Origin of the sequence: Mycobacterium sp. 050272 (genome assembly GCF_039023525.1) — a bacterium.
GTDB lineage: Bacteria > Actinomycetota > Actinomycetes > Mycobacteriales > Mycobacteriaceae > Mycobacterium.
The window spans coordinates 262,201-287,008 of the sequence record NZ_JBCHKV010000003.1; the positions used below are offsets into that span (position 1 = coordinate 262,201).

The following is a 24,808-nucleotide window of genomic DNA, read 5'->3' on the forward strand; positions in this document are numbered from 1 at the left end:
ACGGAGATTTCGATGGTGCTGCCGGATACCCGCGCCGCGTTGGATCGCGTCCGGGCGTTCGACCAGGCACGCGCGGAGGCGGCGGTCCGCGAGCTGTTGTACGCGATCGGCGAAGATCCCGATCGAGATGGGTTGCGGGAAACTCCGGCACGCGTGGCTCGCGCATACCGGGAGATCTTCTCCGGTCTGTATACCGACCCCTCCGATGTGCTCAACACCATGTTCGACGAAGAGCACGACGAGTTGGTGATCGTGAAGGAAATCCCGCTGTACTCCACGTGCGAGCATCACCTGGTCTCGTTCCACGGGGTGGCCCACGTCGGCTACATCCCGGGCCAGGACGGCAGGGTGACCGGGTTGTCCAAAATCGCGCGACTGGTTGACCTTTACGCCAAGCGGCCGCAAGTGCAAGAGCGGCTCACCAGCCAGATCGCCGACGCCCTGGTGAACCGGCTCGACCCGCGCGGGGTGATCGTCGTGGTGGAGGCCGAGCATCTGTGTATGGCAATGCGGGGTGTGCGCAAGCCCGGCGCCATCACCACCACTTCGGCGGTGCGCGGGCAATTCAAAACCGATGCCGCCTCACGGGCCGAAGCGCTCGACCTCATCCTGCGTAAGTGAGTTCGCCGCCTGTGCAGGTCGTCGGGGTGGTGAACGTCACTGACGACTCCTTCTCCGACGGCGGGCGCTACCTCTGCGTTGACAACGCCGTCGCGCACGGCCTGGCGTTGGCCGCCGAAGGCGCGGAGATCGTCGACGTCGGCGGGGAGTCGACCCGGCCCGGTGCCACCCGGATCGATCCCCGCATCGAGAGCTCTCGCGTCGTACCAGTCGTCAAAGAGCTTGCGGCACAAGGTATTACCGTCAGTATCGACACTATGCACGCCGATGTTGCGCGCGCGGCGTTGCAGAACGGCGCGCGGATCGTCAACGACGTCTCCGGTGGACGCGCCGATCCCGCGATGGCCCCGCTGGTGGCCGAAGCCGGGGTGCGATGGGTGTTGATGCACTGGCGATCGGTCTCGTCGGGCCGTCCGCACGAGGCCCCGCAGTATCGCGACGTGGTGGCCGAGGTGCGTTCGGAATTGCTGGCCAGCGTCGAGGACGCGGTGGCCGCCGGCGTCGACCCGGGCAAGCTGGTCATCGACCCGGGACTCGGATTCGCCAAGACGGGACAACACAATTGGGCCTTGCTGCGGGCTTTGCCCGAGTTGGTCGGCACCGGGGTGCCGGTACTCCTGGGTGCCTCGCGCAAACGCTTCCTCGGTACGCTGTTGGCCGGATCGGATGGGGCGCCGCGACCGCCCGACGGGCGCGAAACGGCGACCGCGGTGATTTCCGCGTTGGCCGCCCTCTACGGGGCCTGGGGTGTGCGAGTGCATGACGTACGAGCCTCGGTCGACGCCCTCAGGGTCGTGGACGCGTGGACTCGGACGGAGCGGACCCAGAGCGATGGCTGACCGAATCGAGTTGCGCGGCTTGACCGTTCGTGGCCGGCACGGAGTCTACGAATTCGAGCGGGTAAGTGGGCAGGAGTTCGTCGTCGACATCGTGGCATGGATCGACCTGGCCGACGCCGCTGCCAGCGACGACTTGGCCGACACGTACGACTACGCCGCCCTGGCCGAGCGGGCCGCCGCGATCGTCGGGGGCCCGGCGCGCAACCTGATCGAAACGGTGGGCGCCGAGATCGCCGATTTCGTGATGGACGACGAACGCGTGCACGCCGTCGAGGTCACCGTGCACAAGCCGCATGCCCCGATCGAGCTGCAGTTCGCCGACGTGGCGGTGGTGATTCGGCGGTCGCGGCGCGGCGGGCGCGGTTCGGTGGTTCCAGCGGGCGGCGTGTGATGGCGCGCGTCGTATTGTCCATCGGCTCCAACCTCGGGGATCGGCTGGCGCGGCTGCAGTCGGTTGTTGACGGCCTCGGCGACGCGCTGCTGGCTGTCTCCCCGGTGTACGAGACCGCCCCGTGGGGCCGGCTGGAGCAGGGCCCGTTCCTCAACGCGGTGCTCATCGCCGATGACCCGGCCCTCGACGGGCAGGGCTGGCTGCGCCGGGCGCAGGAGTTCGAACAGGCCGCGGGCCGGATTCGCGGTGAGCGCTGGGGCCCACGCACCCTGGACGTGGACCTGATCGCCTGTCACACGGCCGACGGCGAAGTGCTCAGCCGCGAAAATAACCTGACGCTGCCGCATCCGCTGGCCCATCTACGGGCCTTCGTGCTGGTCCCCTGGCTGGCCGTCGACCCGGACGCCGTGCTCACCGTCGCCGGCGGAATCCGTCCCGTCGCCGAGCTGCTGGCCGAACTCGACCCCGCCGATCAGGAGGCGGTCCGGTTGTCGGGGCACACGCTGCAGCACTCGTTGCCGTCCGATCGGGAATCGAAGAGCTGATGGGCCCGACCAGAAAACGTGACCTGACGGCCGCGGTCCTCGGGGCTGCCTTTCTGGGATATCTGCTGATCAAGGTGCTGTTTCGGTGGTTTCCGCCGATCACCGTGTGGACTGGTCTGTCGCTGCTCGTCGTCGCCATCGCCGAGGGGCTGTGGGCGCGCTACGTGCGGGCCAAGGTCAACGACGGGGAAATCGGTGACGGACCCGGTTGGCTGCACCCGCTTTCGGTGGCCCGCAGCGTGATGGTCGCCAAGGCGTCGGCCTGGGTGGGTGCCCTGGTACTGGGGTGGTGGATCGGGATCCTGGTGTTTTTCCTGCCACGGCGATCGTGGTTGCGGGTCGCTGCGGAGGACACCACCGGAACGGTGGTGGCGGCCGTCAGCGCGCTGGCCCTGTTGGTCGCCGCGCTGTGGCTGCAGCATTGCTGCAAGTCCCCGCCACCGGATCCGGCCGACCACGCCGAGGGGGCCGAAAGCTAGGGCGCGCGAGGTTGCGGACCGCGACCGGGGCCGGCCAGAACCACGGGCCCGTTAACGGCGATAAATCAACGAATTAACCCAGGTGAGAATCGCCGGAGTAGCGCGACACGCTCAATGACGTCGCACAGGTACAGTCAGGCCATGACCGTTCTGTCCCGCGGCGCCCGGGTACGGCGCGGCGGCCGCAGGCCGGGGTGGGTGCTCTTGACGACGTTGCTGGTCCTCGCGATAGGCGCCAGTTCCGCACTGGTTTTCACCAATCGCGTGGAACTTCTCAAGCTCGCTGTGATCCTGGCGCTGTGGGCCGCGGTGGCCGGTGCCTTCGTGTCGGTGCTATACCGCCGGCAAAGCGACGCCGATCAGTCACGGGTGCGTGATCTGAAGCTGGTCTACGACCTGCAGCTGGATCGAGAGATCTCGGCCCGCCGGGAGTACGAGTTGACCGTCGAGTCCCAGCTGCGGCGCGAGCTGGCCTCCGAGATACGTGCCCAGGCCGCCGACGATCTGGCCGCGCTGCGTGCCGAAGTGGCCGCGCTGCGGACCAGCCTGGAAATCCTGTTCGACACCGATCTCGAGCAGCGGCCCGCGCTGGAAACCCTGGAAACCGATACGCCGCCCGCCCGCGCCTACAGCGACTGGGACCGCAATGGTGAAGGTCCGGGTGTCGATTGGGTGACCAGCGATCGTGTCACCTCGGTCCGGGAGGGCGACTCGGTCAGCTCGGCCGAACCCCGCACCGACGAATCCGCGATCATCGACGTGCCCGAAGAACCGCTGCTCCCGCCCCGCTCACGGGAGCGGGCCCGGTTCGCCTACGAGGGCCAGCAAGAGGCGTCCTACCCGCCGCCGCAGCAGGTCCAATATCCCGAGGCCCCGCGGTATGTGCCGCCGCAGGAGGTCCCGTTTGCGCCGCCGCCGATGCCCGCCGCGGCGGCGGCCGAGCAGCAGCGCTTCGAGCCCCAGCAGTGGCAGCCGGTACCGCCGCCGGAACCGTCGCCCGGGTTGGTGCCGGATTGGCAGCCGGTCAACGCCGACGGGCTCTGGCTGCCCCCGGGCGCTGCGGGCACCAACTGGGCCGGCTCCGATGCGCCCGACGCTGCGGCGCCGGGCCGGCGCCGGCGCCGGTATGCCGACCCCGACGAGCAGGCCGACGGCCCGCCGTCCTCGAACGAACCGCCGGCGCCGGCCGGCGAGTCCGGTCGTAGGGCCCGCTCGCGCCACTCCGCGGAGTACCGCGACTACAGCGTGCGGAACTTCATCTCGACAAACGAGCCCGCCGCAGCGCCGCCCCCGGCCGCCGCTACCGCACCGCCCCCGCCGCCGCACCCCCGGCAGGGCGCTAACGATGGCGCGCCACCGCCGCCGCGACTGGCTCCCGCGCCACACCTGGAGCCGGCCCCCCGCCACCTGGGCGCGGACGAGGCGCCGGAAGGCGGCGGCGAAGGGCCGCAAACCGGCGGTCAGTCGGTTGCCGACCTGCTGGCACGGCTACAGGTGCAGCCATCCGGCGGTGGCCGGCGCCGGCGTCGGGAAGGCTGAGCTGGGACATTCCTCACATTGGGGCCGTGTCCCGAATCGACTACAGTTTTGATGACCGTCCGGTACCCAGTAGCTGGGACTGGAACGTACGAATCAACATTGTGAGGTCGTCTGCGATGGAGCAGTTCGACGGTTTACGCCCGGCCAGGCTCAAGGTGGGGATCATTTCCGCTGGCCGGGTGGGCACCGCCCTGGGTGTCGCGCTGGAGCGCGCTGAGCACGTCGTGGTGGCGTGCAGTGCGATCTCCCACGCGTCGCGCCAGCGGGCGGCACACCGACTGCCCGACACCACGGTGGCCACCCCACCCGACGTGGCCGGGGCGGCCGAACTGCTGCTGTTGGCCGTTCCCGACAGCGAACTCGCCGGCCTGGTGTCCGGGCTGGCCGCCACCTCCGCGGTGCGGCCCGGCACCATCGTCGTGCACACGTCGGGAGCCAACGGGGTCGGGATTCTGGCGCCGCTGACGCAGCACGGCTGCATACCGCTGGCGATTCACCCGGCGATGACGTTCACCGGCTCCGACGAGGACCTCAGCCGGCTGCCCGACACCTGCTTCGGCATCACCGCGGCCGACGAGGTCGGCCAGGCGATCGGGCAATCGCTGGTGCTGGAGATGGGCGGCGAGCCGTTCTGCGTCCCCGAGGAGGCGCGCGTCCTCTACCACGCCGCCCTGGCTCACGCGGGCAATCACATCGTCGCGGTGCTCGCCGACGCGCTCGACGCATTGCGGGCCGCGCTGCGGGGTAGCGAGCTGCTCGGGCAACAAAGCATCGACGAGCAGCCCGGGGGCCTCGCCGAACGCATCGTTGGTCCACTGGCCCGGGCGGCGTTGGAGAACACGCTGCAGCGCGGGCAGGCCGCGCTCACCGGTCCGGTCGCCCGCGGTGACGCCGCCGCGGTCGCCGACCATCTGCGCGCGCTCACGCAGGTGGATCCGGAACTGGCCCAGGCCTACCGGGTCAACGCCCTGCGCACCGCGCAGCGCGCCCACGCTCCCGAGGCAGTCCTCGAGGTGCTGGCGCGGTGAACGCGATGACGGTCCGGCCACCGGCCTTCACCCCCGGCGAACTCAACGTCTACTCGGCGCCGCGCGAGGTATCGGACGTCAGCCGCGCGCTGCGCCACACCGGCCGCCGGGTGATGCTGGTGCCGACGATGGGCGCACTGCACGACGGGCATCTAGCCCTGGTGCGCGCCGCCAAGCGGGTGCCCGGTTCGGTGGTGGTGGTTTCGATCTTCGTGAATCCGTTGCAGTTCGGTGCCGGGGAAGACCTCGACGCCTACCCGCGCACGCTCGACGCCGATCTGGAGCTGCTGCGCGGTGAAGGCGTCGAGATCGTGTTCGCCCCCACCGCCGCGGCGATGTATCCCGACGGCATGCGCACCACCGTGGCGCCCGGTCCGTTGGCCGGCGAACTCGAAGGTGCTTCGCGGCCAACGCATTTCGCGGGAATGCTGACAGTGGTGTGCAAGCTGCTGCAGATCGTGCGCCCGGACCGCGCTTTCTTCGGCGAGAAGGACTACCAGCAACTGGTGCTGATCCGGCAAATGGTTGCCGACCTGAACGTCGACGTGCAGATCGTCGGTGTGCCGATCGTCCGGGAACCCGACGGCTTGGCGATGTCGTCGCGCAATCGCTACCTCGACAGTGAGCAGCGCGAACTGGCCGTGGTCCTTTCGGCGGCGCTGACAGCCGGGGCGCACGCGGCGACGCATGGCGTCCAGGCCGCACTGGACGCGGCCCGCGCGGTGCTCGACGCCGCGCCCGCAGTCGCGCTCGACTACCTGGTGCTGCGCGGGACCGAGCTGGGGCCGGATCCCGTCGGTGGTGCCGGCCGGCTGCTGGTCGCCGCCCGGCTGGGCACCACAAGACTGCTGGACAACGTTGCAATCCAAATCGGTAATCTCGCCGGCACCCCTGCGGGGCCGGACGGGCATGTTGAATCACCTTGGAGGAATTGATGTTTCGCACGATGCTGAAATCGAAGATCCACCGCGCCACTGTCACGCAGGCTGATCTGCACTACGTCGGCTCGGTGACGATCGACGCCGACCTGATGGACGCGGCCGACCTGCTCGAGGGTGAACAGGTGACCATCGTGGACATCGACAACGGCGCCCGCCTCGTCACCTACGCGATCACCGGCGAGCGCGGCACCGGCGTCATCGGAATCAATGGTGCGGCAGCACATCTCGTGCACCCCGGCGACCTGGTGATCCTGATCGCCTACGGCACGATGGAAGATGCCGAGGCGCGTGCCTACCAGCCGCGCATCGTCTTCGTCGACGCCGACAACAAGCAGATCGATCTGGGCAGCGACCCGGCATTCGTGCCCGACGACGCGGCCGAGCTTCTCAATCCCCGGATGGGCGCGCGATAGCCGTGCTGCTGGCGATCGACGTCCGCAACACGCACACCGTCGTCGGGCTGCTGTCCGGCGCCAAGGAGCACGCAAAAGTCGTGCAGCAGTGGCGGATCCGCACCGAGTCCGAGGTCACCGCGGACGAAATGGCCCTGACCATCGACGGCCTGATCGGCGACGACTCCGAGCAGTTGACCGGGGCCGCGGCGCTGTCCACCGTCCCGTCGGTGCTGCACGAGGTGCGGGTCATGCTCGACCAGTACTGGCCGTCGGTGCCGCACGTGCTGATCGAGCCCGGCGTGCGAACCGGGATCCCGCTGCTGGTCGACAATCCGAAAGAAGTGGGCGCCGACCGGATCGTCAACTGCCTGGCGGCCTTTCAGAAATTCGGTAAACCCTGCATCGTCGTCGACTTCGGATCGTCGATTTGTGTGGACGTGGTGTCGGCCAAGGGCGAGTTCCTCGGCGGCGCCATCGCGCCCGGAATACAGGTTTCCTCGGATGCCGCCGCGGCCCGCTCGGCCGCGCTGCGCCGGGTCGAGCTGTCCCGGCCCCGATCGGTGGTCGGCAAGAACACGGTCGAGTGCATGCAGGCCGGCGCGGTGTTCGGTTTCGCCGGACTGGTCGACGGCCTGGTGGGTCGCATTCGCGAAGACGTCGACGGCTTTTCCGGCGACGACGTGGTGATCGTGGCGACCGGCCACACCGCGCCGCTGCTGCTGTCCGAGCTGCAGACTGTCGCCCATTACGACCAGCATCTGACGTTGCAGGGGCTGCGGCTGGTCTTCGAGCGCAACCGCGACGCCCAGCGCGGCCGGCTGAAAACCGCACGCTGACAATCGCTCGGTGTGCGTCCACGGCGGCGACACGCCGCGATAGCCCGCCCTGGCAGCACACCCGAAGCCACCAACGCACTCTTGACGCCTGCGGCGGGGCCGCCGCGATGTCATTTAAGCTGGCACGTCGTGAGTGCCGCCGATCAAGACCTCCCCGAGCAGTTCCGGATTCGCCGGGATAAGCGTGCTCGGCTGTTGGCCGAGGGGCTTGACCCCTACCCGGTGGCCATCGAACGCACCCACACGCTGGCTCAGGTCCGCGCCGCATACCCCGACCTGGCGGTTGACACCGCGACCGACGAGATCGTCGGTGTGGCGGGACGGGTCATATTCGCCCGCAATTCCGGCAAATTGTGTTTTGCGACGCTGCAAGACGGTGACGGCGCCACGCTGCAGGTAATGATCAGCCTGGACAAGGTCGGCCAGGATTCGCTGGACGCGTGGAAAGCCGATGTCGACCTCGGCGACATCGTGTATGTGCATGGCAACGTGATCAGCTCACGACGTGGCGAATTGTCCGTGCTGGCCGATTCCTGGCGGATCGCATCCAAGTCACTGCGGCCGCTGCCGGTCGCGCATAAGGACATGAGCGAGGAATCGCGGGTGCGGCAGCGTTATGTCGACCTGATCGTGCGCCCCCAGGCGCGCGAGGTGGCAAGGCAGCGAATCGCCGTTGTCCGCGCCATACGCAACGCGCTGGAACGGCGTGGGTTTCTCGAAGTCGAAACGCCAATCTTGCAGACGTTGGCGGGTGGCGCCGCTGCTCGGCCGTTCATCACACATTCCAATGCGCTTGACATCGATCTCTACCTGAGGATCGCACCGGAACTGTTCCTCAAGCGATGCATCGTCGGCGGATTCGACAAGGTCTTCGAGCTAAATCGCGTCTTCAGAAACGAAGGTTCTGATTCGACGCATTCTCCGGAATTCTCGATGTTGGAGACGTACCAGACGTACGGAACCTATGACGATTCGGCACTCGTTACGCGAGAGCTTATTCAAGAGGTGGCCGACGAGGCGATCGGTACCCGACAACTCTCGTTGCCAGATGGCAGTGTCTACGACATAGACGGAGAATGGGCGTCGATACAAATGTATCCGTCGCTGTCTGCGGCACTCGGTGAAGAGATCACACCGCAGACGACGGTCGAGCGGCTATGGGCCATCGCGGAGCGGCTGGGCGTCGAGATACCCAAGGACCGCGGCTACGGACACGGCAAGCTCGTCGAGGAATTATGGGAGCACGCGGTGGGTAATACGCTGACCGCGCCGACGTTCGTCAAGGATTTCCCTGTCGAGACAACACCTTTGACTCGACAGCACCGCAGCATCCCGGGTGTGACCGAGAAGTGGGATCTCTATGTGCGCGGAGTGGAACTGGCCACCGGGTACTCGGAATTAAACGATCCGGTCGTGCAACGCGAACGATTCGCCGAACAAGCGCGCGCCGCCGCGGCCGGCGACGACGAGGCTATGGTGCTTGATGAAGATTTTCTCGCGGCGCTCGAGTATGGGATGCCGCCAACCACCGGAACGGGAATGGGTATCGACCGGTTGTTGATGACTTTGACCGGCCTGTCAATTAGAGAGACAGTTTTGTTCCCGATTGTTCGGCCACACTCCAGCTGAAAGCCGAACACTGCGTTGCGCTCAGATTGAGTATGCTGCGTACATATGGCAGATTAGTGACCGGGGAGTGGGTCCAAACTGCCCAGCAACTGCTCAGGAAGAACGCGAGGGTAAGCTAATGGCGAAAAAAGTCACCGTCACCTTGGTTGATGATTTCGACGGTGCAGGTGCCGCCGACGAAACCGTCGAATTCGGGCTTGACGGGGTGACCTATGAGATTGATCTTTCAACGAAGAATGCGGCGAAACTCCGCGGTGATCTGAAGCAGTGGGTGGCAGCCGGCCGCCGCGTCGGGGGTCGTCGTCGGGGGCGTTCCGGAACGGGGCGGGGGCGCGGGGCCATCGACCGCGAGCAGAGCGCCGCGATCCGCGAATGGGCCCGCCGAAATGGACACAACGTGTCGACGCGCGGCCGCATCCCGGCGGACGTGATCGACGCATTCCACGCGGCCACCTAACAAAGCGTTAACCGGCGCCCGGTCGCAAGGCCTGGGCGCCGGTTTGGGTTTTCGCTGGCGGCGAAACGATCATCGGCGCTCGGGGGAAACGATTTTTTGATTGATCTCGTTTCTCTAACTATGGCTCCGTCGTGACGGGCAATCCCCGCCACGGAGCGGACCAGGCCCGAACGGCAAGGCACCGCAAGGTTAGATCCGCGACGGGCCGACCATTACAGTGGACACCAGGTACGCGTGGCGGCCCCTGTGCCGACAACGATGAAGTACCGATGGTGAGGGAGAGCAGGTAACCACCGATGTTCGAAAGATTTACCGACCGTGCCCGCAGGGTGGTCGTCCTGGCCCAAGAAGAGGCCCGGATGCTCAACCACAACTACATCGGCACCGAGCACATCCTGCTGGGTCTGATTCACGAAGGTGAAGGCGTCGCCGCGAAGTCGCTGGAGTCGCTTGGGATCTCGCTCGAGGGCGTCCGCAGCCAGGTCGAGGAGATCATCGGCCAGGGCCAGCAGGCCCCGTCCGGGCACATCCCCTTCACCCCGCGTGCCAAGAAGGTTCTCGAGCTCAGCCTGCGCGAGGCGCTGCAGCTGGGCCACAACTACATCGGCACCGAGCACATTCTGCTGGGCCTGATCCGTGAGGGCGAGGGCGTGGCCGCGCAGGTGCTGGTCAAGCTGGGTGCCGAGCTGACCCGGGTGCGCCAGCAGGTGATTCAGCTGCTCAGTGGCTACCAGGGCAAGGAGGCCGCCGAGGCCGGGACCGGTGGTCGCGGTGGCGAGTCGGGCAGCCCGTCCACCTCGTTGGTGCTCGACCAGTTCGGGCGCAACCTGACGGCTGCCGCGATGGAAGGCAAGCTGGACCCCGTCATCGGCCGTGAGAAGGAAATCGAGCGGGTGATGCAGGTGCTGAGCCGGCGCACCAAGAACAACCCGGTGCTGATCGGCGAGCCCGGCGTCGGCAAGACCGCCGTGGTGGAGGGCCTGGCGCAGGCCATCGTGCACGGCGAGGTGCCCGAGACGCTGAAGGACAAGCAGCTCTACACCTTGGACCTGGGGTCGCTGGTCGCCGGCAGCCGCTACCGCGGTGATTTCGAGGAACGCCTGAAGAAGGTGCTCAAGGAGATCAACACCCGCGGCGACATCATCCTGTTCATCGACGAGCTGCACACTCTGGTGGGTGCCGGTGCCGCCGAGGGCGCGATCGACGCCGCGTCGATCCTGAAGCCGAAGCTGGCCCGCGGCGAACTGCAGACCATTGGCGCCACCACGCTCGACGAGTACCGCAAGTACATCGAGAAGGACGCCGCCCTGGAGCGCCGCTTCCAGCCCGTGCAGGTGGGCGAGCCGACGGTGGAGCACACCATCGAGATCCTCAAGGGGCTGCGCGACCGATACGAGGCGCACCACCGGGTGTCGATCACCGATTCCGCTATGGTCGCGGCCGCCACACTGGCCGACCGCTACATCAACGACCGGTTCCTGCCGGACAAGGCGATCGACCTGATCGACGAGGCAGGCGCCCGGATGCGCATCCGCCGGATGACCGCTCCGCCAGACCTGCGCGAGTTCGACGAGAAGATCGCCGAGGCGCGCCGGGAGAAGGAATCGGCGATCGACGCTCAGGACTTCGAGAAGGCCGCCAGCCTGCGCGACCGGGAGAAGCAACTGGTCGCCCAGCGGACCGAGCGCGAAAAGCAGTGGCGTTCAGGTGATCTCGACGTGGTCGCCGAGGTCGACGACGAGCAGATCGCCGAGGTGCTGGGTAACTGGACCGGCATCCCGGTGTTCAAGCTCACCGAGGCCGAGACCACGCGCCTGCTGCGCATGGAGGAAGAGCTGCACAAGCGGATCATTGGCCAGGTGGATGCGGTCAAGGCCGTCTCCAAGGCGATCCGCCGCACCCGCGCCGGGTTGAAGGACCCCAAGCGCCCGTCCGGTTCGTTCATCTTCGCCGGCCCCTCCGGTGTCGGTAAGACCGAGTTGTCCAAGGCCCTGGCCAACTTCCTGTTCGGCGACGACGACGCGCTCATCCAGATCGACATGGGCGAGTTCCACGACCGGTTCACCGCGTCGCGGTTGTTCGGTGCCCCGCCGGGATACGTCGGCTACGAAGAGGGCGGTCAGCTCACCGAGAAGGTGCGCCGCAAGCCGTTCTCCGTGGTGCTGTTCGACGAGATCGAAAAGGCACACCAGGAGATCTACAACAGCCTGTTGCAGGTCCTCGAGGATGGCCGGCTCACCGACGGGCAGGGCCGCACGGTCGACTTCAAGAACACCGTGCTGATCTTCACGTCCAACCTCGGTACGTCGGACATCTCCAAGCCGGTGGGCCTGGGCTTCACCCAGGGCGGCGGCGAGAACGACTACGAGCGGATGAAGCAGAAGGTCAATGACGAGCTGAAGAAGCACTTCCGCCCGGAGTTCCTCAACCGCATCGACGACATCATCGTCTTCCACCAGCTGACTCGCGACGAGATCATCCAGATGGTGGACCTGATGATCGGCCGGGTCGCCACCCAGCTCAAGGCCAAGGACATGGCGCTGGAGCTGACCGACAAGGCCAAGTCGTTGCTCGCCAAACGCGGCTTCGACCCGGTGCTGGGTGCTCGCCCGCTGCGGCGCACCATTCAGCGCGAGATCGAGGACCAGCTGTCGGAGAAGATCCTCTTCGACGAGGTGGGCCCCGGCCAGGTGGTCACCGTCGACGTGGACAACTGGGACGGCGAAGGTACGGGCGAGGACGCGAAGTTCACGTTCACCGGAACGCGCAAGCCGCCGGCCGAGCCGGAGCTGCAGAAAGCCGGAGCGCACGCCGCTCCCGAGAACCAGTAGCACTACCGCAAACTGGTGGCGTGGCGATCGCGAGCGCGGCAGAGCCGGGCGAATGGGGCACCTCCCGCTTGCGGGGGAGGGTCGCCACCATGGGTCTAGTCTCTGACCGGACTAACCACCCGTTTGCTGTGCTGAGGGCTAAGGGGCTTACCTGTGCTGATCGTCACCACCAATGACCTTCCGGGCTGGGAGATTCGACGCGTCTGCGGCGAAGTGTTCGGGCTGACCGTTCGATCGCGAAATGCGTTCTCCCAGATGGGCGCGGGCTTCAAGGCCATGTTCGGCGGGGAGCTGCAAGGGATGACCAAGAATCTGGCCGAAAGCCGCAACGAGGCGATGGGCCGGCTGATTTCCGAGGCGCGCAACCGCGGCGGCAACGCCATCGTCGCGATGCGCTTCGACACCACCGAAATCGGTGATGTCTGGACCGAGATCTGCGCCTACGGCACGGCTGTCGAGGCGGTGCCGGTCACCGACGGGGCCAAGTACACGGCCAGCCAACTCGGCTACGGTGGCGGCCCCGCGCAGCAGTGATTGCTTGCTCCATCGGGTCGTCCGTTTAGACTGACGGCTGTTAACTGTTTTTCCGACGGGCTATGGAATCTGGTGAAATTCCAGAACGGTCGCGCCACTGTAGAAAGTCAGACCCGGAACCCGTCACCAACGTGGGACGCGTCATTCCCAGAAGGAGTCAACAGTGTCCAGTTCCGAGACGACCGGCACCCGTTCGATTGATTTGTCGGCGGCACATGCCGCGCTCTGGTTGGCGGCAACCGCCTTCCTGGCGTTATTGGCTCTCTACTTCGTCGGTGTCGATCAGGGCGCGGTGTCGCTGTTCGGCAGCGACACGCATGTGCACGAATTCGTGCACGATGCGCGCCATCTCCTCGGCTTCCCCTGCCACTGACCCGCGTGGAGAAGCGTCTGATCGGACGCGGGCTGCTGGCGGGCGCAATCGGCGCCGTGCTGGCCTTTGTCTTCGCCCGTGTGTGTGCCGAACCCGTCATTGCCCGCGCGATCGAATTCGAGGACGGTCGAACCGACGCCGAGAACGCCCACGGCGTGCATGAACATGGTGCCGAGCTGTTCACCCGTGGCGTGCAGGCCAACCCCGGACTCGGTTTCGGGGTGCTCATCTTCGGTCTCGCGATGGGCGCATTGTTCGCGGTGCTGTTCTGCGTCGGGTATGCCCGCGCGACAGGTCGTGCGGAAAGCCCTGCGCCACGACAGTTTTCGCTGCTAATGTCGGCCGGCGCGTTCGTGGCGGTGTATCTGGTCCCGTTCGTGAAATATCCACCGAACCCGCCGGCCGTCGGCCAGTCCGACACGATCGGGTTCCGCACCGGTTGGTACCTGACGATGGTGGTGATGTCGGTGGTGCTGGCGGTCGCGGCGGTATGGCTGGCCGGGCGGTTGACCGACCGGTTCGGCGCCTGGAACGGACGGCTGCTCGCCGCCGGGGCGTACCTGGTGGCCGTCGCGGTGGTGATGGTGCTGCTGCCCACGGTCGACGAGACGCCCGAGCCGCTGCGCGATGTCTCGGGCGCGATCATCTACCCCGGCTTTCCCGCTGATGTCCTCTACGAATTCAGGTTGTTGTCGCTGGGCACGCAGCTGTTGCTCTGGGTGACCATCGGCTTGGTCTTCGCGACGCTGGCAGGGCGGTTGCTTCCAGAGCGCGCCGAAAGCGGACGGGTATCGAGCACCGCGGTGTGACGCAGGTCGTGCGGTTGGTAATGGTGTCGCACGCTATGACCGATGCGATGGCGGCCGTGCGTTTTCCGGACGACGAGCCGCTCAACGACGCCGGCCGTCGACAGGCCGAAGCCGCTGCGGGCCTTGACATTCGCGGCGCACGGCAAGTTGCCGGCCCCGAGCGGCGGGCGCGTCAGACCGCGCAGCTGCTGGGCTTGGACGCCCAGACCGAGCCGCGGCTGGCCGACCTGGATTGTGGGCACTGGCGTGGACAGACCCTCGAGGCCGTCCCCGCAGGCGACCTGGAGGCGTGGCTGACCGATCCGGCCGCTGCGCCGCACGGCGGCGAGTCCATCGTCGACCTCACCGAGCGGGTCGCCGGGTGGCTGGCGTCGTTGACCGAAGGCCCGTCGCCGACCGTTGCGGTCACCCATCCGGGGGTGATCCGCGCGGCGGTCCTGACGGCTCTCGACATAACACCGAAGTCGTTCTGGCGCATCGACATTGCCCCGCTTAGTCGCACGACCATGCATCATCGAAGCGGCCGGTGGACGCTGCGGCTGCAGTGACTACTGCGGCGCGACCAGAGCGAAAGTCTTCTTGGCCACTCCCAGCATCCAGCCGGTCACCTTCGGGCCGTGGTCGCGGGGCCAGTTCAGCTGGAAACTGACCACCCACGGCTGCTGCGTCTTGTCGACGGCGTACCAGCTGAACGTCAGATCGCCCGGCAGCCCACCGGCTTTCGCGCCGATGTACGGCCACACGTTTCGGTCCAGCTGGATACCCGACACGGCCGACAGGATCTGCTTGACGGGTGCGGCCGCGCCGACGGCGTCGGCCTGCAGCGCGGCGTGCACCCGGCAGATGTCCTCGGCGCTGCCGTACCATTCCGCGCCGGAGGCCGAGGCCGGGGTGTGGGCTCGAGCCGGATCAGGCTGGTAGGGAGCGGAATTCGCCTGTGCCAGCAGCTGGGCGCGGACCTGTGGGGTCGCGTTCTGCCACTGGCTGCGCAGATCCGGTTCGCCCCAGCCAATGGAGAACAGCTCATACATTGTGGGGAAGGGGGTCATGCTGGCCGGATCGTGATGGCCGGCCGTGGCGAGTGCGGATTCGATGGCGTGCTTACCCAATCGTTCGATCAGCAAGTCGGTGGCCATGTTGTCGCTGTTGGCGATCATCTTCTCGGCCGCGGTGCGCACCGAAACATGGTCGCCGGGAGCAAGTCCCAGTCCCGAAGAGCCCACCGCCTTGCTCTTGTCGGTAACGGTGAGCTGATCGTCCCAGGACACCGTATGGTTGCGCACCGCGCCGGCCAGTGCGTGCAGCACGTATAACTTGAAAATCGATGCCAGCGGCAGAGATTCGACGGTGTTGGTTCCCATCACGGGATCGCAGTGGCCGTCGTCGACCTTGGCGACCTGATAGGAGTACCGCGCGCCGGTCTTGCTCAGCGTCGCGTCGATGTCATGCCATGAGGTAATCGTCGGCGACAACGTGTCGAGCTCGAATCGATCAACCCGGCCGATGTCGTCGGTGTGGATCCGGATGTCTTGCCGCGCGCCGTAAGACGAGGTGAGGTGCAGCGTGGCGACGCTGGCGCTGATGTCTACCCCGTCCAGCGTGAAGGGGCGATCCCACCAGAGTTCTTCCATGGTCTTTTCGACCGAGTCCACCTCGTCGGGCGCGGCAAGCGTGCGCACACCGATCGGGCCGATCGGCCAGTCGGAGTTGAGCATGTCGACGGTCTGCTGGGCCCGCAGTCCTGGGGGTGTCCGGGTGTCGATCGCCCGTCCCGGATTAGCCGCGTTCGCCTGCGGCGACGGCGACGGCGAGCAACCCGGAGCCAAGGCGGCGACCAGCGCGGCGGCCGCCGTCACGGCCAGCACGCGTCGGTGCGCGGGGTGTCGCCTATTCAGTCGTCTTGCTCCCCGTAACGTCCATGACAACCTCGAATTCCAGCAGCGACGCACCGGTCGCCACCGGGTTGGCGCGCTGACCAGCATGGGCTTCGACGGCGGGCCCACTCGCCCACGCCTGGAATGCTTCATCGGACTCCCAGTGTGTCACGACGAAGTAGCGGTTCTCGCCCTTTACCGGGCGCAGTAGCTGAAAGCCGAGGAAGCCGGGCTGGTTGTCCACCGCGTGGGCGCGGTGGGCGAAGCGCTTTTCCAGCTCAGGGCCAGCGTCGGCGGGTACTTCAATTGCGTTGATCTTCACCACTGGCGGCATGTTCGCTAGGCTACCCCGCCCCCTGCCCTGTCCTGCTCCTGGGCGGGCCACGCAAGATGGTGCTATGCCCACCGATCTGTTGACCTGCCAGGGCGGGCGGGGTGAGCCGTTGATACTGGTGCACGGCCTGATGGGCCGCGGCACCACGTGGTCGCGCCAGCTGCCGTGGCTGACTCGGCTGGGCACCGTCTACACCTACGATGCGCCGTGGCATCGCGGCCGCGATGTGGCCGACCCGCACCCGATCAGCACCGAACGCTTCGTGGCCGACCTCGCCGACGCGATAACCGCGTTGGCGACGCCGGTGCGGCTGGTGGGGCATTCGATGGGGGCACTGCACTCCTGGTGTCTGGCCGCGCAACGCCCCGAACTGGTTTCGGCGCTGGTGCTCGAGGACATGGCGCCCGACTTTCGCGGCCGCACCACGGGTCCGTGGGAGCCGTGGCTGCATGCGCTTCCGGTCGAATTCGACACCGCCGAACAGGTTTACAACGAATTCGGTCCGGTCGCCGGCCGGTATTTTCTAGAGGCGTTCGACCGCACCGACACCGGTTGGCGGCTGCACGGTCACACCTCGCGATGGATCGAGATCGCCGCCGAATGGGGCACTCGGGACTACTGGGAGCACTGGCTGGCGGTCCGGGTGCCGGCGTTGCTGCTCGAGGCCGGCAACTCCGTCACCCCGCCCGGCCAAATGCGCGATATGTACGAAAAGAATTCGGCGGCAACATATTTGGCTGTTCCCGAAGCAGGCCATCTGATTCACGACGAAGCGCCCGAGGTATACCGTCGAGCGGTCGAGCTATTCCTCGCCGGCTAACCCGAACCGGCCGTCGCGCGTCTGTGTCACCAGGCCGTCGGCAAGCAGCGAATACAACGCCCGGTCGCGTTGGGCGGTGTCGGTGAGCCACGCCACATCCAGCTCGGCTCGGGTGACTGGAGAGTCGTTGGCGCGCAAGACATCCAACAACCGACCGCGAACTTGGCGATCCGTTCCCGCATACGTCTGAATGCGGCGGGCCGGCCCCTGTGCTGGCGGAAAGCCGGCTTGCCGCCATGCGCAGTGCTCGAGCGGGCACAACCCGCAGCGCGGCGTGCGCGCAATGCACACCGTGGCGCCCAGTTCCATCAGTGCTACCGAAAACTGCGGGGCCGTAGCATCTTCCGGCAACAGCGCCAAGACGTCGGCAAGGTCGCGGGTGGTCGACGCCGGACCGGCGTCGGCCAGGCCGTGCACGGCTCGGGCGACCACCCGTCGCACATTGGTGTCCACCACCGGCACCCGCTTGCGGTAGGCGAAGCACGCCACGGCTCGCGCCGTGTAGGTGCCGATACCCGGTAATTCCAACAAGGTTTCGACGTCATCGGGGACGGCGTCGCCGTGATCACGCGCGATGACGATCGCGCACTCGTGCAGCCGCTTGGCGCGCCGCGGGTAGCCCAGCTTGCCCCAGGCCCGCAGCACGTCGGCCGCGCTGGCCGCGGCGGTCGCCGACGGGGTGGGCCACCGCCGCACCCAGTCCGTCCAGATCGGCAACACCCGGGCCACCGGGGTCTGTTGCAGCATGAACTCGCTGACCAGAATCTGCCACGCGTCCACACCCGGTTCCCGCCAGGGCAGATCGCGACGCGAGCGCTCGTACCAACCCAGAAGTTCATCCGCCGGGATTTGCCCTGGACTAGTCATCTGGGCCCGCGACACGCCAGAATGTGTGCCATGCCCAACACCAGTCCGGTAACCGCATGGAAAGCACTCAAAGAGGGTAACGAGCGATTCGTCGCCGGCCAGCCTGAGCACCCCAGCCAGAGCGTCGATCATCGCGCCAGCCTGGCCGCGGGTCAAAAACCCACGGCGGTTGTGTTCGGTTGTTCCGACAGTCGGGTGGCCGCCGAGCTCATCTTCGACCAAGGCCTGGGCGACATGTTCGTGGTGCGCACCGCCGGACAGGCCATCGACTCGGCGGTGCTCGGGTCCATCGAGTTCGCGGTGTCGGTGCTCGACGTCCCGCTGATCGTCGTCCTCGGCCACGACAGCTGCGGCGCCGTCAAGGCCGCGATCGGCGCGGTCGACGACGGTGCGATCCCGGCCGGCTTCGTGCGCGACGTGGTGGAGCGCGTCGCTCCGTCGATCCTGATCGGCCGGCGCGACGGCCTGAGCCGCGTCGACGAGTTCGAGGCACGGCACGTCAGCGAGACGTTGGCCCAGCTCACCTCGCGTTCCGCGGCCATCGCGGAGCGGGTGGCGGCGGGCACCGTGGCGCTCGCCGGGGTCACCTACCACCTTGCCGACGGGCGCGCGGCGTTGGTCGACCACATCGGCGACATCGGCGAGTAGGACCGTTCCTCCCGCGCGCCACTAACACGGTTATTGGCCAGCTAACATCGCGACACGCCGGGCCGGATCGGGCAAATCGGTGTGACCTGGACTTATGGTGTGATCGTGCTGGATCTGGAACCGCGTGGCCCGCTACCCACGGAGATCTATTGGCGGCGCAGGGGGCTGGCCCTGGGGATCGCGGTCGTCGTGATCGGCATCGCCGTCGCCATTGTCATCGCTTTTATGGGCAACAGCGCGGGTGCCAAGCCCGCCAGCGTGAACAAGGCCGGTCCGGGTCAGAGCACCCCGGCAGCACCGCCGCCGCAGGCGCCACCCCTGCCGGGCCAGGAGGGCGTCACCCCGGTGCCGGCCCCGCAGGGGCAAAACCCCGAGGCCCCGACGCCGACCGCTGCGGTGCAGCCGCCGCCGGTGCTCAAGGAGGGTGACGACTGCCCGGACTCGACGCTTGCCGTCAAGGGGCTGACGAACGCCCCCCAGTACTTCATCGGTGACCAGCCGAAGTTCACGATGGTCGTCACCAACATCGGCCTGGTGGCATGCAAGCGCGACGTCGGCGCCGCTGTCCTGGCCGCCTACGTCTACTCGCTGGACAACAAGCGGCTGTGGTCCAACCTGGACTGCGCGCCGTCCAACGAGACCTTGGTCAAGACCTTCACGCCGGGCGAACAGGTCACGACGGCGGTGACGTGGACGGGCATGGGATCCTCGCCGCACTGCCCGTTGCCGCGGCCGGCGATCGGCCCGGGCACCTACAACCTCGTCGTGCAGCTGGGCAACCTGCGCTCGATCGCGGTGCCGTTCATTCTGAACCAGCCACCGCCCCCGCCGGGGCCGGTGCCCGGTCAGCCGGCGGTGCCGCAGCCCGAGGCTCCGCCCGGAGCTGCTCCCGGTCCGTCGCCCGCCGGCTAGTCAGTTGAGCGGGTCGGCGATCGTCGACTCCGCCAATTGCGACAGCCCTTCCCGCACATGGCGGGCCCACATCGAGCCGATGCCGTCGACCGATTGCAGGTCGTTGGCGCTGGCCGCCAGCAGACCCTGCAGCGTCCCGAAGTTGCGGACCAACAGGTCGACGTGGGCGAACTGCAGCCGGGGGATACCGGCCATCGCGCGGTAGCCACGGGGACTCAGCGCCGAATCCTGCGCCTCCGTCGTCGTCGGATAACCAAAAACCTTTGCCAGCGAAGTGATTTCGAGCAGCTCGGTATCCGACAACGCGTCCAGCTCGTCCAGCGTCGCGATTATCTGCGCATCGGACAGCGGCTCGGGGCTGGCGTGGTAGTCACGCACGATCAGTTCTCGGTCGGTGTCATTGCCGCCCAGCAGCTCTTCGAGCTGTAGCCGCAGCTGCCGTCCGTCGGTGCCCAGTTCGACGACGTCGTAGTCGATCACCAGCCCGATGCGGCGGACCAGCTCGAGCCGCTGCACCACCGTCATGACGTCGCGCAGCGTGACGAAGTCTTCGATCTCGGCTCGTGACAGCAACCGGCTGACCTCGTCGAGGCGGGTCTTGTAGCGCTCCAGGGTGGCGATGGCCTGGTTGGCCCGCGACAGGATGGTCGCCGAATCGGCCAGCACGTGACGCTCCCCGCCGACATAGACGGTGACGATGTTCATCGAATGGCTGACCGAGATCACCGGGTGGCCGGTCTGGATCGCGGCGCGTTCGGCCGAACGGTGCCGGGTGCCCGACTCGTCGGTGGGTATCGACGGATCGGGAACCAGCTGCACGTTGGCCCGCACGATGCGGCTGCCGTCGGTGGACAGCACGACGGCGCCGTCCATCTTGGCCAGCTCACGCAGTCGTGTCGGGGCGTATCGGACATCCAGGGCAAAGCCGCCGTCACAGATGGCCTCGACGTTCTCGTCGTTGCCGAGCACGATCAGCGCACCGGTGCGGCCGCGCAGAATGCGCTCCAGGCCGTCCCGGAGCCCGGTGCCCGGTGCCAGGCGGGCGACTGTTTCACGCAGCGTCGGACGCGTCACAGCCTGTCATTCTGCTACGCCAGGGCTTATGGCGTCGCAATGTATAGCCGATTGGGTCCCGCGGGCTCGGCAGCGCGGTCGTGGGCGACGTCGATCATGTGCTGCAGCGCCGCCCCGATGTTGGGTGCGGTCAGTGCTCGCATGCCCCGTGGAACGGCGTCACATCCCGGCGGAATCAGCGCGATGCTGAACCCCTGCCGGGCGGCCTCGGCCAGGCGCCGGTCCATGCCGCTGACCCGGCGCAGATCGCCCGCCAGGCCTACCTCCCCGATCATCACCGCGGTGGTGGGCAGCGGCAGGTCGGCCAGGGCTGACGCCAGCGCGATCGCGACGGCCAGGTCTGAGGACGGATCGGTCAGCCGCATGCCCCCCACCGTGGACAGGTAGATGTCGTTGGCGGCCAACGGAAGCTTGGCATGCTTTTCCAGCACGGCGGTGATCATCGCGGCGCGGGAGTGGTCGATCCCGCTGACCGCGCGGCGCGGTGAGCCGGCGTTCGGCGTGGCAAGCAGCGCCTGGACTTCGCCGATCAGCGGCCGTTTGCCGTCCAGCGCGACCGTGATTGCGGTGCCGGGCACCGGGGCGGGCCGTTGATCCAAGAACAGGTTGGACGGGTCGGCCACGCCCTCGATTCCGTTGTCGTGCAACAGGAAACACCCGACTTCGTCGGCACCGCCGAATCGGTTCTTGATGCCGCGAACCATCCGCAGTGAGCCGTTGCGGTCGCCCTCGAAATGCAGAACGACGTCGACGAGGTGTTCCAGCGAGCGCGGGCCGGCGATCGCGCCGTCCTTGGTGACGTGGCCGACGAGGATCAGTGCCACGCCGTTGGACTTGGCCGCGGCCGTCAGCGCCGCCGTCACGGCGCGCACCTGCGTGACTCCGCCGGCGACGCCGTCGGACTCGGCGGTGGACATGGTCTGCACCGAGTCGACGATCACCAGCGCGGGCTTGACCGTCGCCATGTGCTCGAGCACCGTGTGCACGTCGGATTCGGCGGCCAGGTAGAGCTCGTCGCTGCCGCAATCGATGCGGTCCGCACGCAGCCTGATCTGGCCCGCGGACTCCTCGCCGGAGATGTACAGCGCCCGCCGCCCGGACTGCGCCCACAGGTGGGCGACCTTGAGCAGCAACGTCGATTTGCCGACGCCCGGATCGCCGGCCAGCAGCGTGACCGAGCCGGGCACCACACCGCCACCGAGGACGCGGTCGAGTTCGTCGATGCCGGTCGCACGGTGGTGGCTGGTGCCCGCTTCGACGGAACTGATCGGAACGGCCTGCGACGTCCGATTCTGTGAGCGACGCCCGCCCACCGCGCTGAGCACGGTCACCTCATCGACGGTGCCCCAGGTGCCGCACTCTGCGCAGCGGCCAAACCATTTGGCGGTGACGTGTTGGCACTCCGAGCAACGGTACTGCGAGCGCGCATTAGCCACGTCATGACGGTATCCGCAGGTGCCGACAAGTCCCGCCGTGACACGGCCGTTCAGGCCTCCGGCGAAGCCATCCCGGCCGAAATCGGCACCTGCACGCTGGCTTGGCCCGCCTTCTCGAAGGTGAAGGTGAAGTTGTAGGCCAGGCCGTTGGTGATGGGCTTGGCCAAGTTGACGGAGGCCTTGGCCGCGCTGTTGGGGTTGAGCGGGCCCGGCGCCACCCGCTGGCCCTCCGGCGTGCCGATGAACAGCATGCCGCTGGCGGGCAGGCGAGCGTCCCCGGTCACGGTGACGGTGCCGATGTCACTGGTGATGCCCAGCAGCCGGTCCTCGACATCCGGAGACTGGTTCACCGCTACCAGCACCAGGTCCACGTTCTTACCGGGGCGCAGGTAGTCGCCGGTCTGCGCGGCTTGGATGCGGATATCGCGCAGTGCCACGTTGTTGAACGTGACCTTGTTGCCGTTGACGGCGGGCTCCTGGGTGGCCATCTGCGAGATCTGTCCGGCGCCACAGCCGGCGAGCGCGGTGGCGACCAGGGCGGCCAGGCCGGCGAGGACGACTCGGCTGCGAAGGCCGACCGCGAGGCTGGTCTTGAAGCGGTTCACTCGATGCCTCCTGGGCTCGGTCTGGCTGTTCAGAGCAAGTCGCGGCACGATGACGCGTGCAACTATGCACAGTAGTAGGAACGACGTTTAAGCGGTAGCGCAGGTAGCAAGACCAGCACCGCAGCGGCCGCAGCCGGGGCACTGCCGGGGCCAGGACCAGGCATTGCTAGTGTGTTCTATTGCACGTCTTCGTCCGTCTGTCAACCCCTATTCCGCGCGCGTTGTGCCCCTGACCTGCACCGTTGCTACGCGTGTGTTGGACCGCCGTGTTAGACTGAAGTAACGAAAGGGGCTCGAATCTGATGATCTTCAAGGTCGGCGACACCGTTGTATATCCACACCACGGTGCTGCGTTAGTCGAGGCGATCGAAACCCGCACCATCAAAGGGGAGCAAAAAGAGTATCTCGTCTTGAAAGTTGCGCAGGGTGACCTGACCGTTCGAGTTCCCGCAGACAACGCCGAGTACGTCGGCGTGCGCGATGTCGTCGGACAAGAAGGCCTGGACAAGGTCTTCCAGGTGTTGCGCGCTCCCCACACGGAAGAGCCCACCAACTGGTCACGGCGTTACAAGGCCAACCTCGAAAAGCTTGCTTCGGGCGACGTCAACAAGGTTGCCGAAGTTGTCCGCGACCTGTGGCGTCGCGACCAGGAACGCGGCCTGTCCGCGGGCGAAAAGCGCATGCTGGCCAAGGCCCGCCAGATTTTGGTCGGTGAGTTGGCGCTCGCGGAGAGCACCGACGACGCCAAAGCGGAGACCATTCTCGACGAGGTTTTGGCCGCAGCTTCCTGAAGGCCCTGAGTTCAGGTGGTCGGGGGCACAGTTGTCGCAGTGGTTCCGGCCGCGGGGTTGGGGGAACGGCTGCGCGCCGGTATCCCGAAAGCATTTTGCGAACTCGATGGGCGCACTCTGCTGGAATGGGCCGTCGCGGGCCTGCTGAATTCGGGCGTGGTTAGTCATGTTGTGGCGGCGGTGCCCGCGGATCGCGTCGATCAGGCCAAGCAAGTCCTAGGCAGCCAGGCCACCGTCGTGGCCGGCGGGGCCGGGCGCACCGAGTCGGTCAATCTGGCGTTGTCCGCGGTGGCCGGCGAACCGGATTTCGTGCTGGTGCACGATGCCGCCCGGGCGTTGACGCCGCCGGAGCTGATCGTGCGGGTGGTGGACACGCTGCGGGCCGGTCACGGCGCGGTGGTGCCGGCACTGCCGCTGCATGACACCATCAAGGCCGTGGATGCCAACGGCGTGGTGCTGGGCACGCCGGAACGGGCCGGGCTGCGGGCGGTGCAGACGCCGCAGGGGTTCGCCACCGACCTGTTGTTGCGCGCCTACCAGCAAGCGTCGGGCGCGGTTTTCACCGACGACGCGTCGATGGTCGAGTACGTCGGTGGCCAGGTTCAGGTCGTCGACGGCGACCCGCTGGCGTTCAAAATCACCACGCCGCTGGATCTGCTGCTGGCTCAAGCGATTGTGCGCCGGTGACCGAGTTGCCTCGGGTCGGCCTCGGTACCGACGTACATCCGATCGAGCCCGGACGACCCTGCTGGCTGCTGGGTCTGCTGTTTCCCGACACCGACGGCTGCGCCGGCCATTCCGATGGGGACGTCGCGGCGCACGCACTTTGCGATGCGCTGTTGTCGGCCGTCGGATTGGGCGACATCGGGGGCGTGTTCGGGGTCGACGATCCGCGATGGAAGGGCGTCAGCGGCGCCGACATGCTGCGCCACGTCGTCGAGCTGGTATCGGAGGCCGGGTTTCGGGTCGGAAATGCAGCCGTGCAAGTGATCGGCAATCGGCCGAAGATCGGCCCACGCCGCGCCGAGGCCCAGCAACTGCTGTCGGGTCTGCTGGACGCGCCGGTATCGGTCTCGGCGACCACCACCGACGGGCTGGGCCTGACCGGGCGGGGTGAGGGTTTGGCCGCGATCGCGACGGCCCTCGTTGTCGCGCACGGATAGCCCTGCGAGCGGCGGTCGGCCGATCTGAAGTAGCAGG

Annotated in this window: 29 protein-coding genes; 23 read left to right on the top strand and 6 right to left on the bottom strand. The window is 67.2% G+C overall.

Going from position 1 to position 24,808, the window contains the following annotated elements; all coding sequences use genetic code 11:
* Positions 1-12: 12 nt before the first annotated feature.
* From folE to AAHS21_RS09055, 17 genes are all read left to right on the top strand, one after another.
* Positions 13-621 carry a GTP cyclohydrolase I FolE gene (folE, locus tag AAHS21_RS08975; RefSeq protein WP_342927325.1) on the top strand — a complete coding sequence of 203 codons (609 nt, stop codon included), beginning with the start codon at positions 13-15 and terminating at the stop codon, positions 619-621.
* Positions 618-1,460, top strand: coding sequence for a dihydropteroate synthase (gene folP / locus AAHS21_RS08980; protein WP_342927326.1), 843 nt, complete (start codon positions 618-620; stop codon positions 1,458-1,460). Before folE ends, folP begins: the two co-directional genes overlap by 4 nt.
* Positions 1,453-1,851 carry a dihydroneopterin aldolase gene (gene folB, locus AAHS21_RS08985; protein WP_342927327.1) on the top strand — a complete coding sequence of 133 codons (399 nt, stop codon included), beginning with the start codon at positions 1,453-1,455 and terminating at the stop codon, positions 1,849-1,851. Before folP ends, folB begins: the two co-directional genes overlap by 8 nt.
* Positions 1,851-2,396, top strand: a complete 546-nt coding sequence (gene folK / locus AAHS21_RS08990) for a 2-amino-4-hydroxy-6-hydroxymethyldihydropteridine diphosphokinase (RefSeq protein WP_342927328.1) — start codon at positions 1,851-1,853, stop codon at positions 2,394-2,396. Before folB ends, folK begins: the two co-directional genes overlap by 1 nt.
* Positions 2,396-2,875 carry a DUF3180 domain-containing protein gene (locus AAHS21_RS08995; protein WP_342927329.1) on the top strand — a complete coding sequence of 160 codons (480 nt, stop codon included), beginning with the start codon at positions 2,396-2,398 and terminating at the stop codon, positions 2,873-2,875. The genes folK and AAHS21_RS08995 overlap by 1 nt, the downstream gene beginning before the upstream one ends.
* Before the next feature lie 141 nt (positions 2,876-3,016).
* Complete coding sequence (locus tag AAHS21_RS09000; RefSeq protein ID WP_342927330.1) at positions 3,017-4,414, top strand: DUF6779 domain-containing protein; 1,398 nt, start codon at positions 3,017-3,019, stop codon at positions 4,412-4,414.
* Positions 4,415-4,530: 116 nt separating this feature from the next.
* Entirely contained in the window at positions 4,531-5,442 is a 912-nt protein-coding gene (locus AAHS21_RS09005; RefSeq protein WP_342927331.1) for a DUF2520 domain-containing protein, read from the top strand.
* A gap of 5 nt (positions 5,443-5,447) precedes the next feature.
* Complete coding sequence (gene panC / locus AAHS21_RS09010) at positions 5,448-6,377, top strand: pantoate--beta-alanine ligase (protein WP_342927508.1); 930 nt, start codon at positions 5,448-5,450, stop codon at positions 6,375-6,377.
* On the top strand, positions 6,377-6,796 hold the full coding sequence (gene panD / locus AAHS21_RS09015; protein WP_342927332.1) for an aspartate 1-decarboxylase: 420 nt from the start codon (positions 6,377-6,379) through the stop codon (positions 6,794-6,796). The genes panC and panD overlap by 1 nt, the downstream gene beginning before the upstream one ends.
* Before the next feature lie 2 nt (positions 6,797-6,798).
* Positions 6,799-7,614 carry a type III pantothenate kinase gene (locus AAHS21_RS09020; protein ID WP_342927333.1) on the top strand — a complete coding sequence of 272 codons (816 nt, stop codon included), beginning with the start codon at positions 6,799-6,801 and terminating at the stop codon, positions 7,612-7,614.
* Between the two features lie 129 nt (positions 7,615-7,743).
* Positions 7,744-9,243, top strand: a complete 1,500-nt coding sequence (gene lysS, locus AAHS21_RS09025; protein WP_342927334.1) for a lysine--tRNA ligase — start codon at positions 7,744-7,746, stop codon at positions 9,241-9,243.
* A gap of 118 nt (positions 9,244-9,361) precedes the next feature.
* Complete coding sequence (gene lsr2 / locus AAHS21_RS09030) at positions 9,362-9,700, top strand: histone-like nucleoid-structuring protein Lsr2 (protein WP_085223269.1); 339 nt, start codon at positions 9,362-9,364, stop codon at positions 9,698-9,700.
* 296 nt (positions 9,701-9,996) lie between these two features.
* A complete protein-coding gene (gene clpC1 / locus AAHS21_RS09035; protein ID WP_096290341.1) occupies positions 9,997-12,531 on the top strand; it encodes an ATP-dependent protease ATP-binding subunit ClpC in 2,535 nt (844 codons plus the stop codon).
* Positions 12,532-12,684: 153 nt separating this feature from the next.
* Complete coding sequence (locus AAHS21_RS09040) at positions 12,685-13,065, top strand: YbjQ family protein (protein ID WP_342927335.1); 381 nt, start codon at positions 12,685-12,687, stop codon at positions 13,063-13,065.
* A 163-nt stretch (positions 13,066-13,228) separates the two neighbouring features.
* On the top strand, positions 13,229-13,438 hold the full coding sequence (locus tag AAHS21_RS09045) for a CbtB-domain containing protein (RefSeq protein WP_096290340.1): 210 nt from the start codon (positions 13,229-13,231) through the stop codon (positions 13,436-13,438).
* 5 nt (positions 13,439-13,443) lie between these two features.
* The gene (locus tag AAHS21_RS09050) at positions 13,444-14,247 is read left to right on the top strand and encodes a CbtA family protein (protein ID WP_342927336.1); all 804 of its coding nucleotides are present in this window, start codon (positions 13,444-13,446) and stop codon (positions 14,245-14,247) included.
* Positions 14,244-14,795 (top strand): histidine phosphatase family protein, encoded by a 552-nt coding sequence (locus AAHS21_RS09055; RefSeq protein ID WP_342927337.1) that lies wholly within the window; start codon positions 14,244-14,246, stop codon positions 14,793-14,795. Before AAHS21_RS09050 ends, AAHS21_RS09055 begins: the two co-directional genes overlap by 4 nt.
* On the opposite strand, the gene AAHS21_RS09060 is transcribed toward AAHS21_RS09055, so the two are convergent.
* Together AAHS21_RS09060 and mhuD are read right to left on the bottom strand one after the other, a co-directional pair.
* Positions 14,796-16,172 carry a serine hydrolase gene (locus AAHS21_RS09060; protein WP_342927338.1) on the bottom strand — a complete coding sequence of 459 codons (1,377 nt, stop codon included), beginning with the start codon at positions 16,170-16,172 and terminating at the stop codon, positions 14,796-14,798.
* Positions 16,135-16,455 carry a mycobilin-forming heme oxygenase MhuD gene (mhuD, locus tag AAHS21_RS09065; RefSeq protein WP_342927339.1) on the bottom strand — a complete coding sequence of 107 codons (321 nt, stop codon included), beginning with the start codon at positions 16,453-16,455 and terminating at the stop codon, positions 16,135-16,137. The genes AAHS21_RS09060 and mhuD overlap by 38 nt, the downstream gene beginning before the upstream one ends.
* Positions 16,456-16,519: 64 nt before the next feature.
* Here mhuD and AAHS21_RS09070 point away from each other — a divergent pair, with 64 nt between their 5' ends.
* A complete protein-coding gene (locus tag AAHS21_RS09070) occupies positions 16,520-17,275 on the top strand; it encodes an alpha/beta hydrolase (RefSeq protein WP_342927340.1) in 756 nt (251 codons plus the stop codon).
* Here AAHS21_RS09070 and AAHS21_RS09075 read toward each other — a convergent pair.
* Entirely contained in the window at positions 17,258-18,142 is an 885-nt protein-coding gene (locus AAHS21_RS09075) for an A/G-specific adenine glycosylase (protein WP_342927341.1), read from the bottom strand. The genes AAHS21_RS09070 and AAHS21_RS09075 overlap by 18 nt on opposite strands.
* 30 nt (positions 18,143-18,172) lie before the next feature.
* Between AAHS21_RS09075 and AAHS21_RS09080 the strand changes: the two genes are divergently transcribed.
* Positions 18,173-18,790 carry a carbonic anhydrase gene (locus AAHS21_RS09080; RefSeq protein WP_342927342.1) on the top strand — a complete coding sequence of 206 codons (618 nt, stop codon included), beginning with the start codon at positions 18,173-18,175 and terminating at the stop codon, positions 18,788-18,790.
* A 105-nt stretch (positions 18,791-18,895) separates the two neighbouring features.
* Positions 18,896-19,702, top strand: a complete 807-nt coding sequence (locus AAHS21_RS09085; protein WP_342927343.1) for a hypothetical protein — start codon at positions 18,896-18,898, stop codon at positions 19,700-19,702.
* Here the strand turns inward: AAHS21_RS09085 and disA are convergent, their stop codons facing one another.
* The 3 genes from disA to AAHS21_RS09100 are packed head-to-tail and all read right to left on the bottom strand — an operon-like array spanning position 19,703 to position 22,757.
* Positions 19,703-20,776, bottom strand: a complete 1,074-nt coding sequence (gene disA / locus AAHS21_RS09090; RefSeq protein ID WP_342927344.1) for a DNA integrity scanning diadenylate cyclase DisA — start codon at positions 20,774-20,776, stop codon at positions 19,703-19,705. It lies immediately after the preceding gene.
* A 26-nt stretch (positions 20,777-20,802) separates the two neighbouring features.
* Positions 20,803-22,212, bottom strand: a complete 1,410-nt coding sequence (gene radA / locus AAHS21_RS09095) for a DNA repair protein RadA (protein ID WP_342927345.1) — start codon at positions 22,210-22,212, stop codon at positions 20,803-20,805.
* 50 nt (positions 22,213-22,262) lie between these two features.
* On the bottom strand, positions 22,263-22,757 hold the full coding sequence (locus AAHS21_RS09100) for a hypothetical protein (protein ID WP_342927509.1): 495 nt from the start codon (positions 22,755-22,757) through the stop codon (positions 22,263-22,265).
* A 362-nt stretch (positions 22,758-23,119) separates the two neighbouring features.
* On the opposite strand from AAHS21_RS09100, the gene carD reads away from it, so the two are divergent.
* From carD to ispF, 3 genes are read left to right on the top strand one after another with little or no spacing between them, the layout of a single operon-like run.
* Complete coding sequence (gene carD, locus AAHS21_RS09105; RefSeq protein ID WP_007166539.1) at positions 23,120-23,608, top strand: RNA polymerase-binding transcription factor CarD; 489 nt, start codon at positions 23,120-23,122, stop codon at positions 23,606-23,608.
* A 15-nt stretch (positions 23,609-23,623) separates the two neighbouring features.
* Entirely contained in the window at positions 23,624-24,295 is a 672-nt protein-coding gene (gene ispD, locus AAHS21_RS09110) for a 2-C-methyl-D-erythritol 4-phosphate cytidylyltransferase (protein ID WP_342927346.1), read from the top strand.
* Positions 24,292-24,771 carry a 2-C-methyl-D-erythritol 2,4-cyclodiphosphate synthase gene (gene ispF / locus AAHS21_RS09115; RefSeq protein ID WP_342927347.1) on the top strand — a complete coding sequence of 160 codons (480 nt, stop codon included), beginning with the start codon at positions 24,292-24,294 and terminating at the stop codon, positions 24,769-24,771. The genes ispD and ispF overlap by 4 nt, the downstream gene beginning before the upstream one ends.
* Positions 24,772-24,808 lie beyond the last annotated feature (37 nt).

Coding starts and splice junctions, on each gene's coding strand:
- folE (WP_342927325.1), top strand. CDS start 13: ATGGTGCTGCCGGATACCCGCGCCGCGTTGGATCGCGTCCGGGCGTTC.
- folB (WP_342927327.1), top strand. CDS start 1,453: ATGGCTGACCGAATCGAGTTGCGCGGCTTGACCGTTCGTGGCCGGCAC.
- folK (WP_342927328.1), top strand. CDS start 1,851: ATGGCGCGCGTCGTATTGTCCATCGGCTCCAACCTCGGGGATCGGCTG.
- AAHS21_RS08995 (WP_342927329.1), top strand. CDS start 2,396: ATGGGCCCGACCAGAAAACGTGACCTGACGGCCGCGGTCCTCGGGGCT.
- AAHS21_RS09000 (WP_342927330.1), top strand. CDS start 3,017: ATGACCGTTCTGTCCCGCGGCGCCCGGGTACGGCGCGGCGGCCGCAGG.
- AAHS21_RS09005 (WP_342927331.1), top strand. CDS start 4,531: ATGGAGCAGTTCGACGGTTTACGCCCGGCCAGGCTCAAGGTGGGGATC.
- panC (WP_342927508.1), top strand. CDS start 5,448: ATGACGGTCCGGCCACCGGCCTTCACCCCCGGCGAACTCAACGTCTAC.
- panD (WP_342927332.1), top strand. CDS start 6,377: ATGTTTCGCACGATGCTGAAATCGAAGATCCACCGCGCCACTGTCACG.
- lsr2 (WP_085223269.1), top strand. CDS start 9,362: ATGGCGAAAAAAGTCACCGTCACCTTGGTTGATGATTTCGACGGTGCA.
- clpC1 (WP_096290341.1), top strand. CDS start 9,997: ATGTTCGAAAGATTTACCGACCGTGCCCGCAGGGTGGTCGTCCTGGCC.
- mhuD (WP_342927339.1), bottom strand. CDS start 16,455: ATGCCGCCAGTGGTGAAGATCAACGCAATTGAAGTACCCGCCGACGCT.
- AAHS21_RS09070 (WP_342927340.1), top strand. CDS start 16,520: ATGCCCACCGATCTGTTGACCTGCCAGGGCGGGCGGGGTGAGCCGTTG.
- AAHS21_RS09075 (WP_342927341.1), bottom strand. CDS start 18,142: ATGACTAGTCCAGGGCAAATCCCGGCGGATGAACTTCTGGGTTGGTAC.
- AAHS21_RS09080 (WP_342927342.1), top strand. CDS start 18,173: ATGCCCAACACCAGTCCGGTAACCGCATGGAAAGCACTCAAAGAGGGT.
- carD (WP_007166539.1), top strand. CDS start 23,120: ATGATCTTCAAGGTCGGCGACACCGTTGTATATCCACACCACGGTGCT.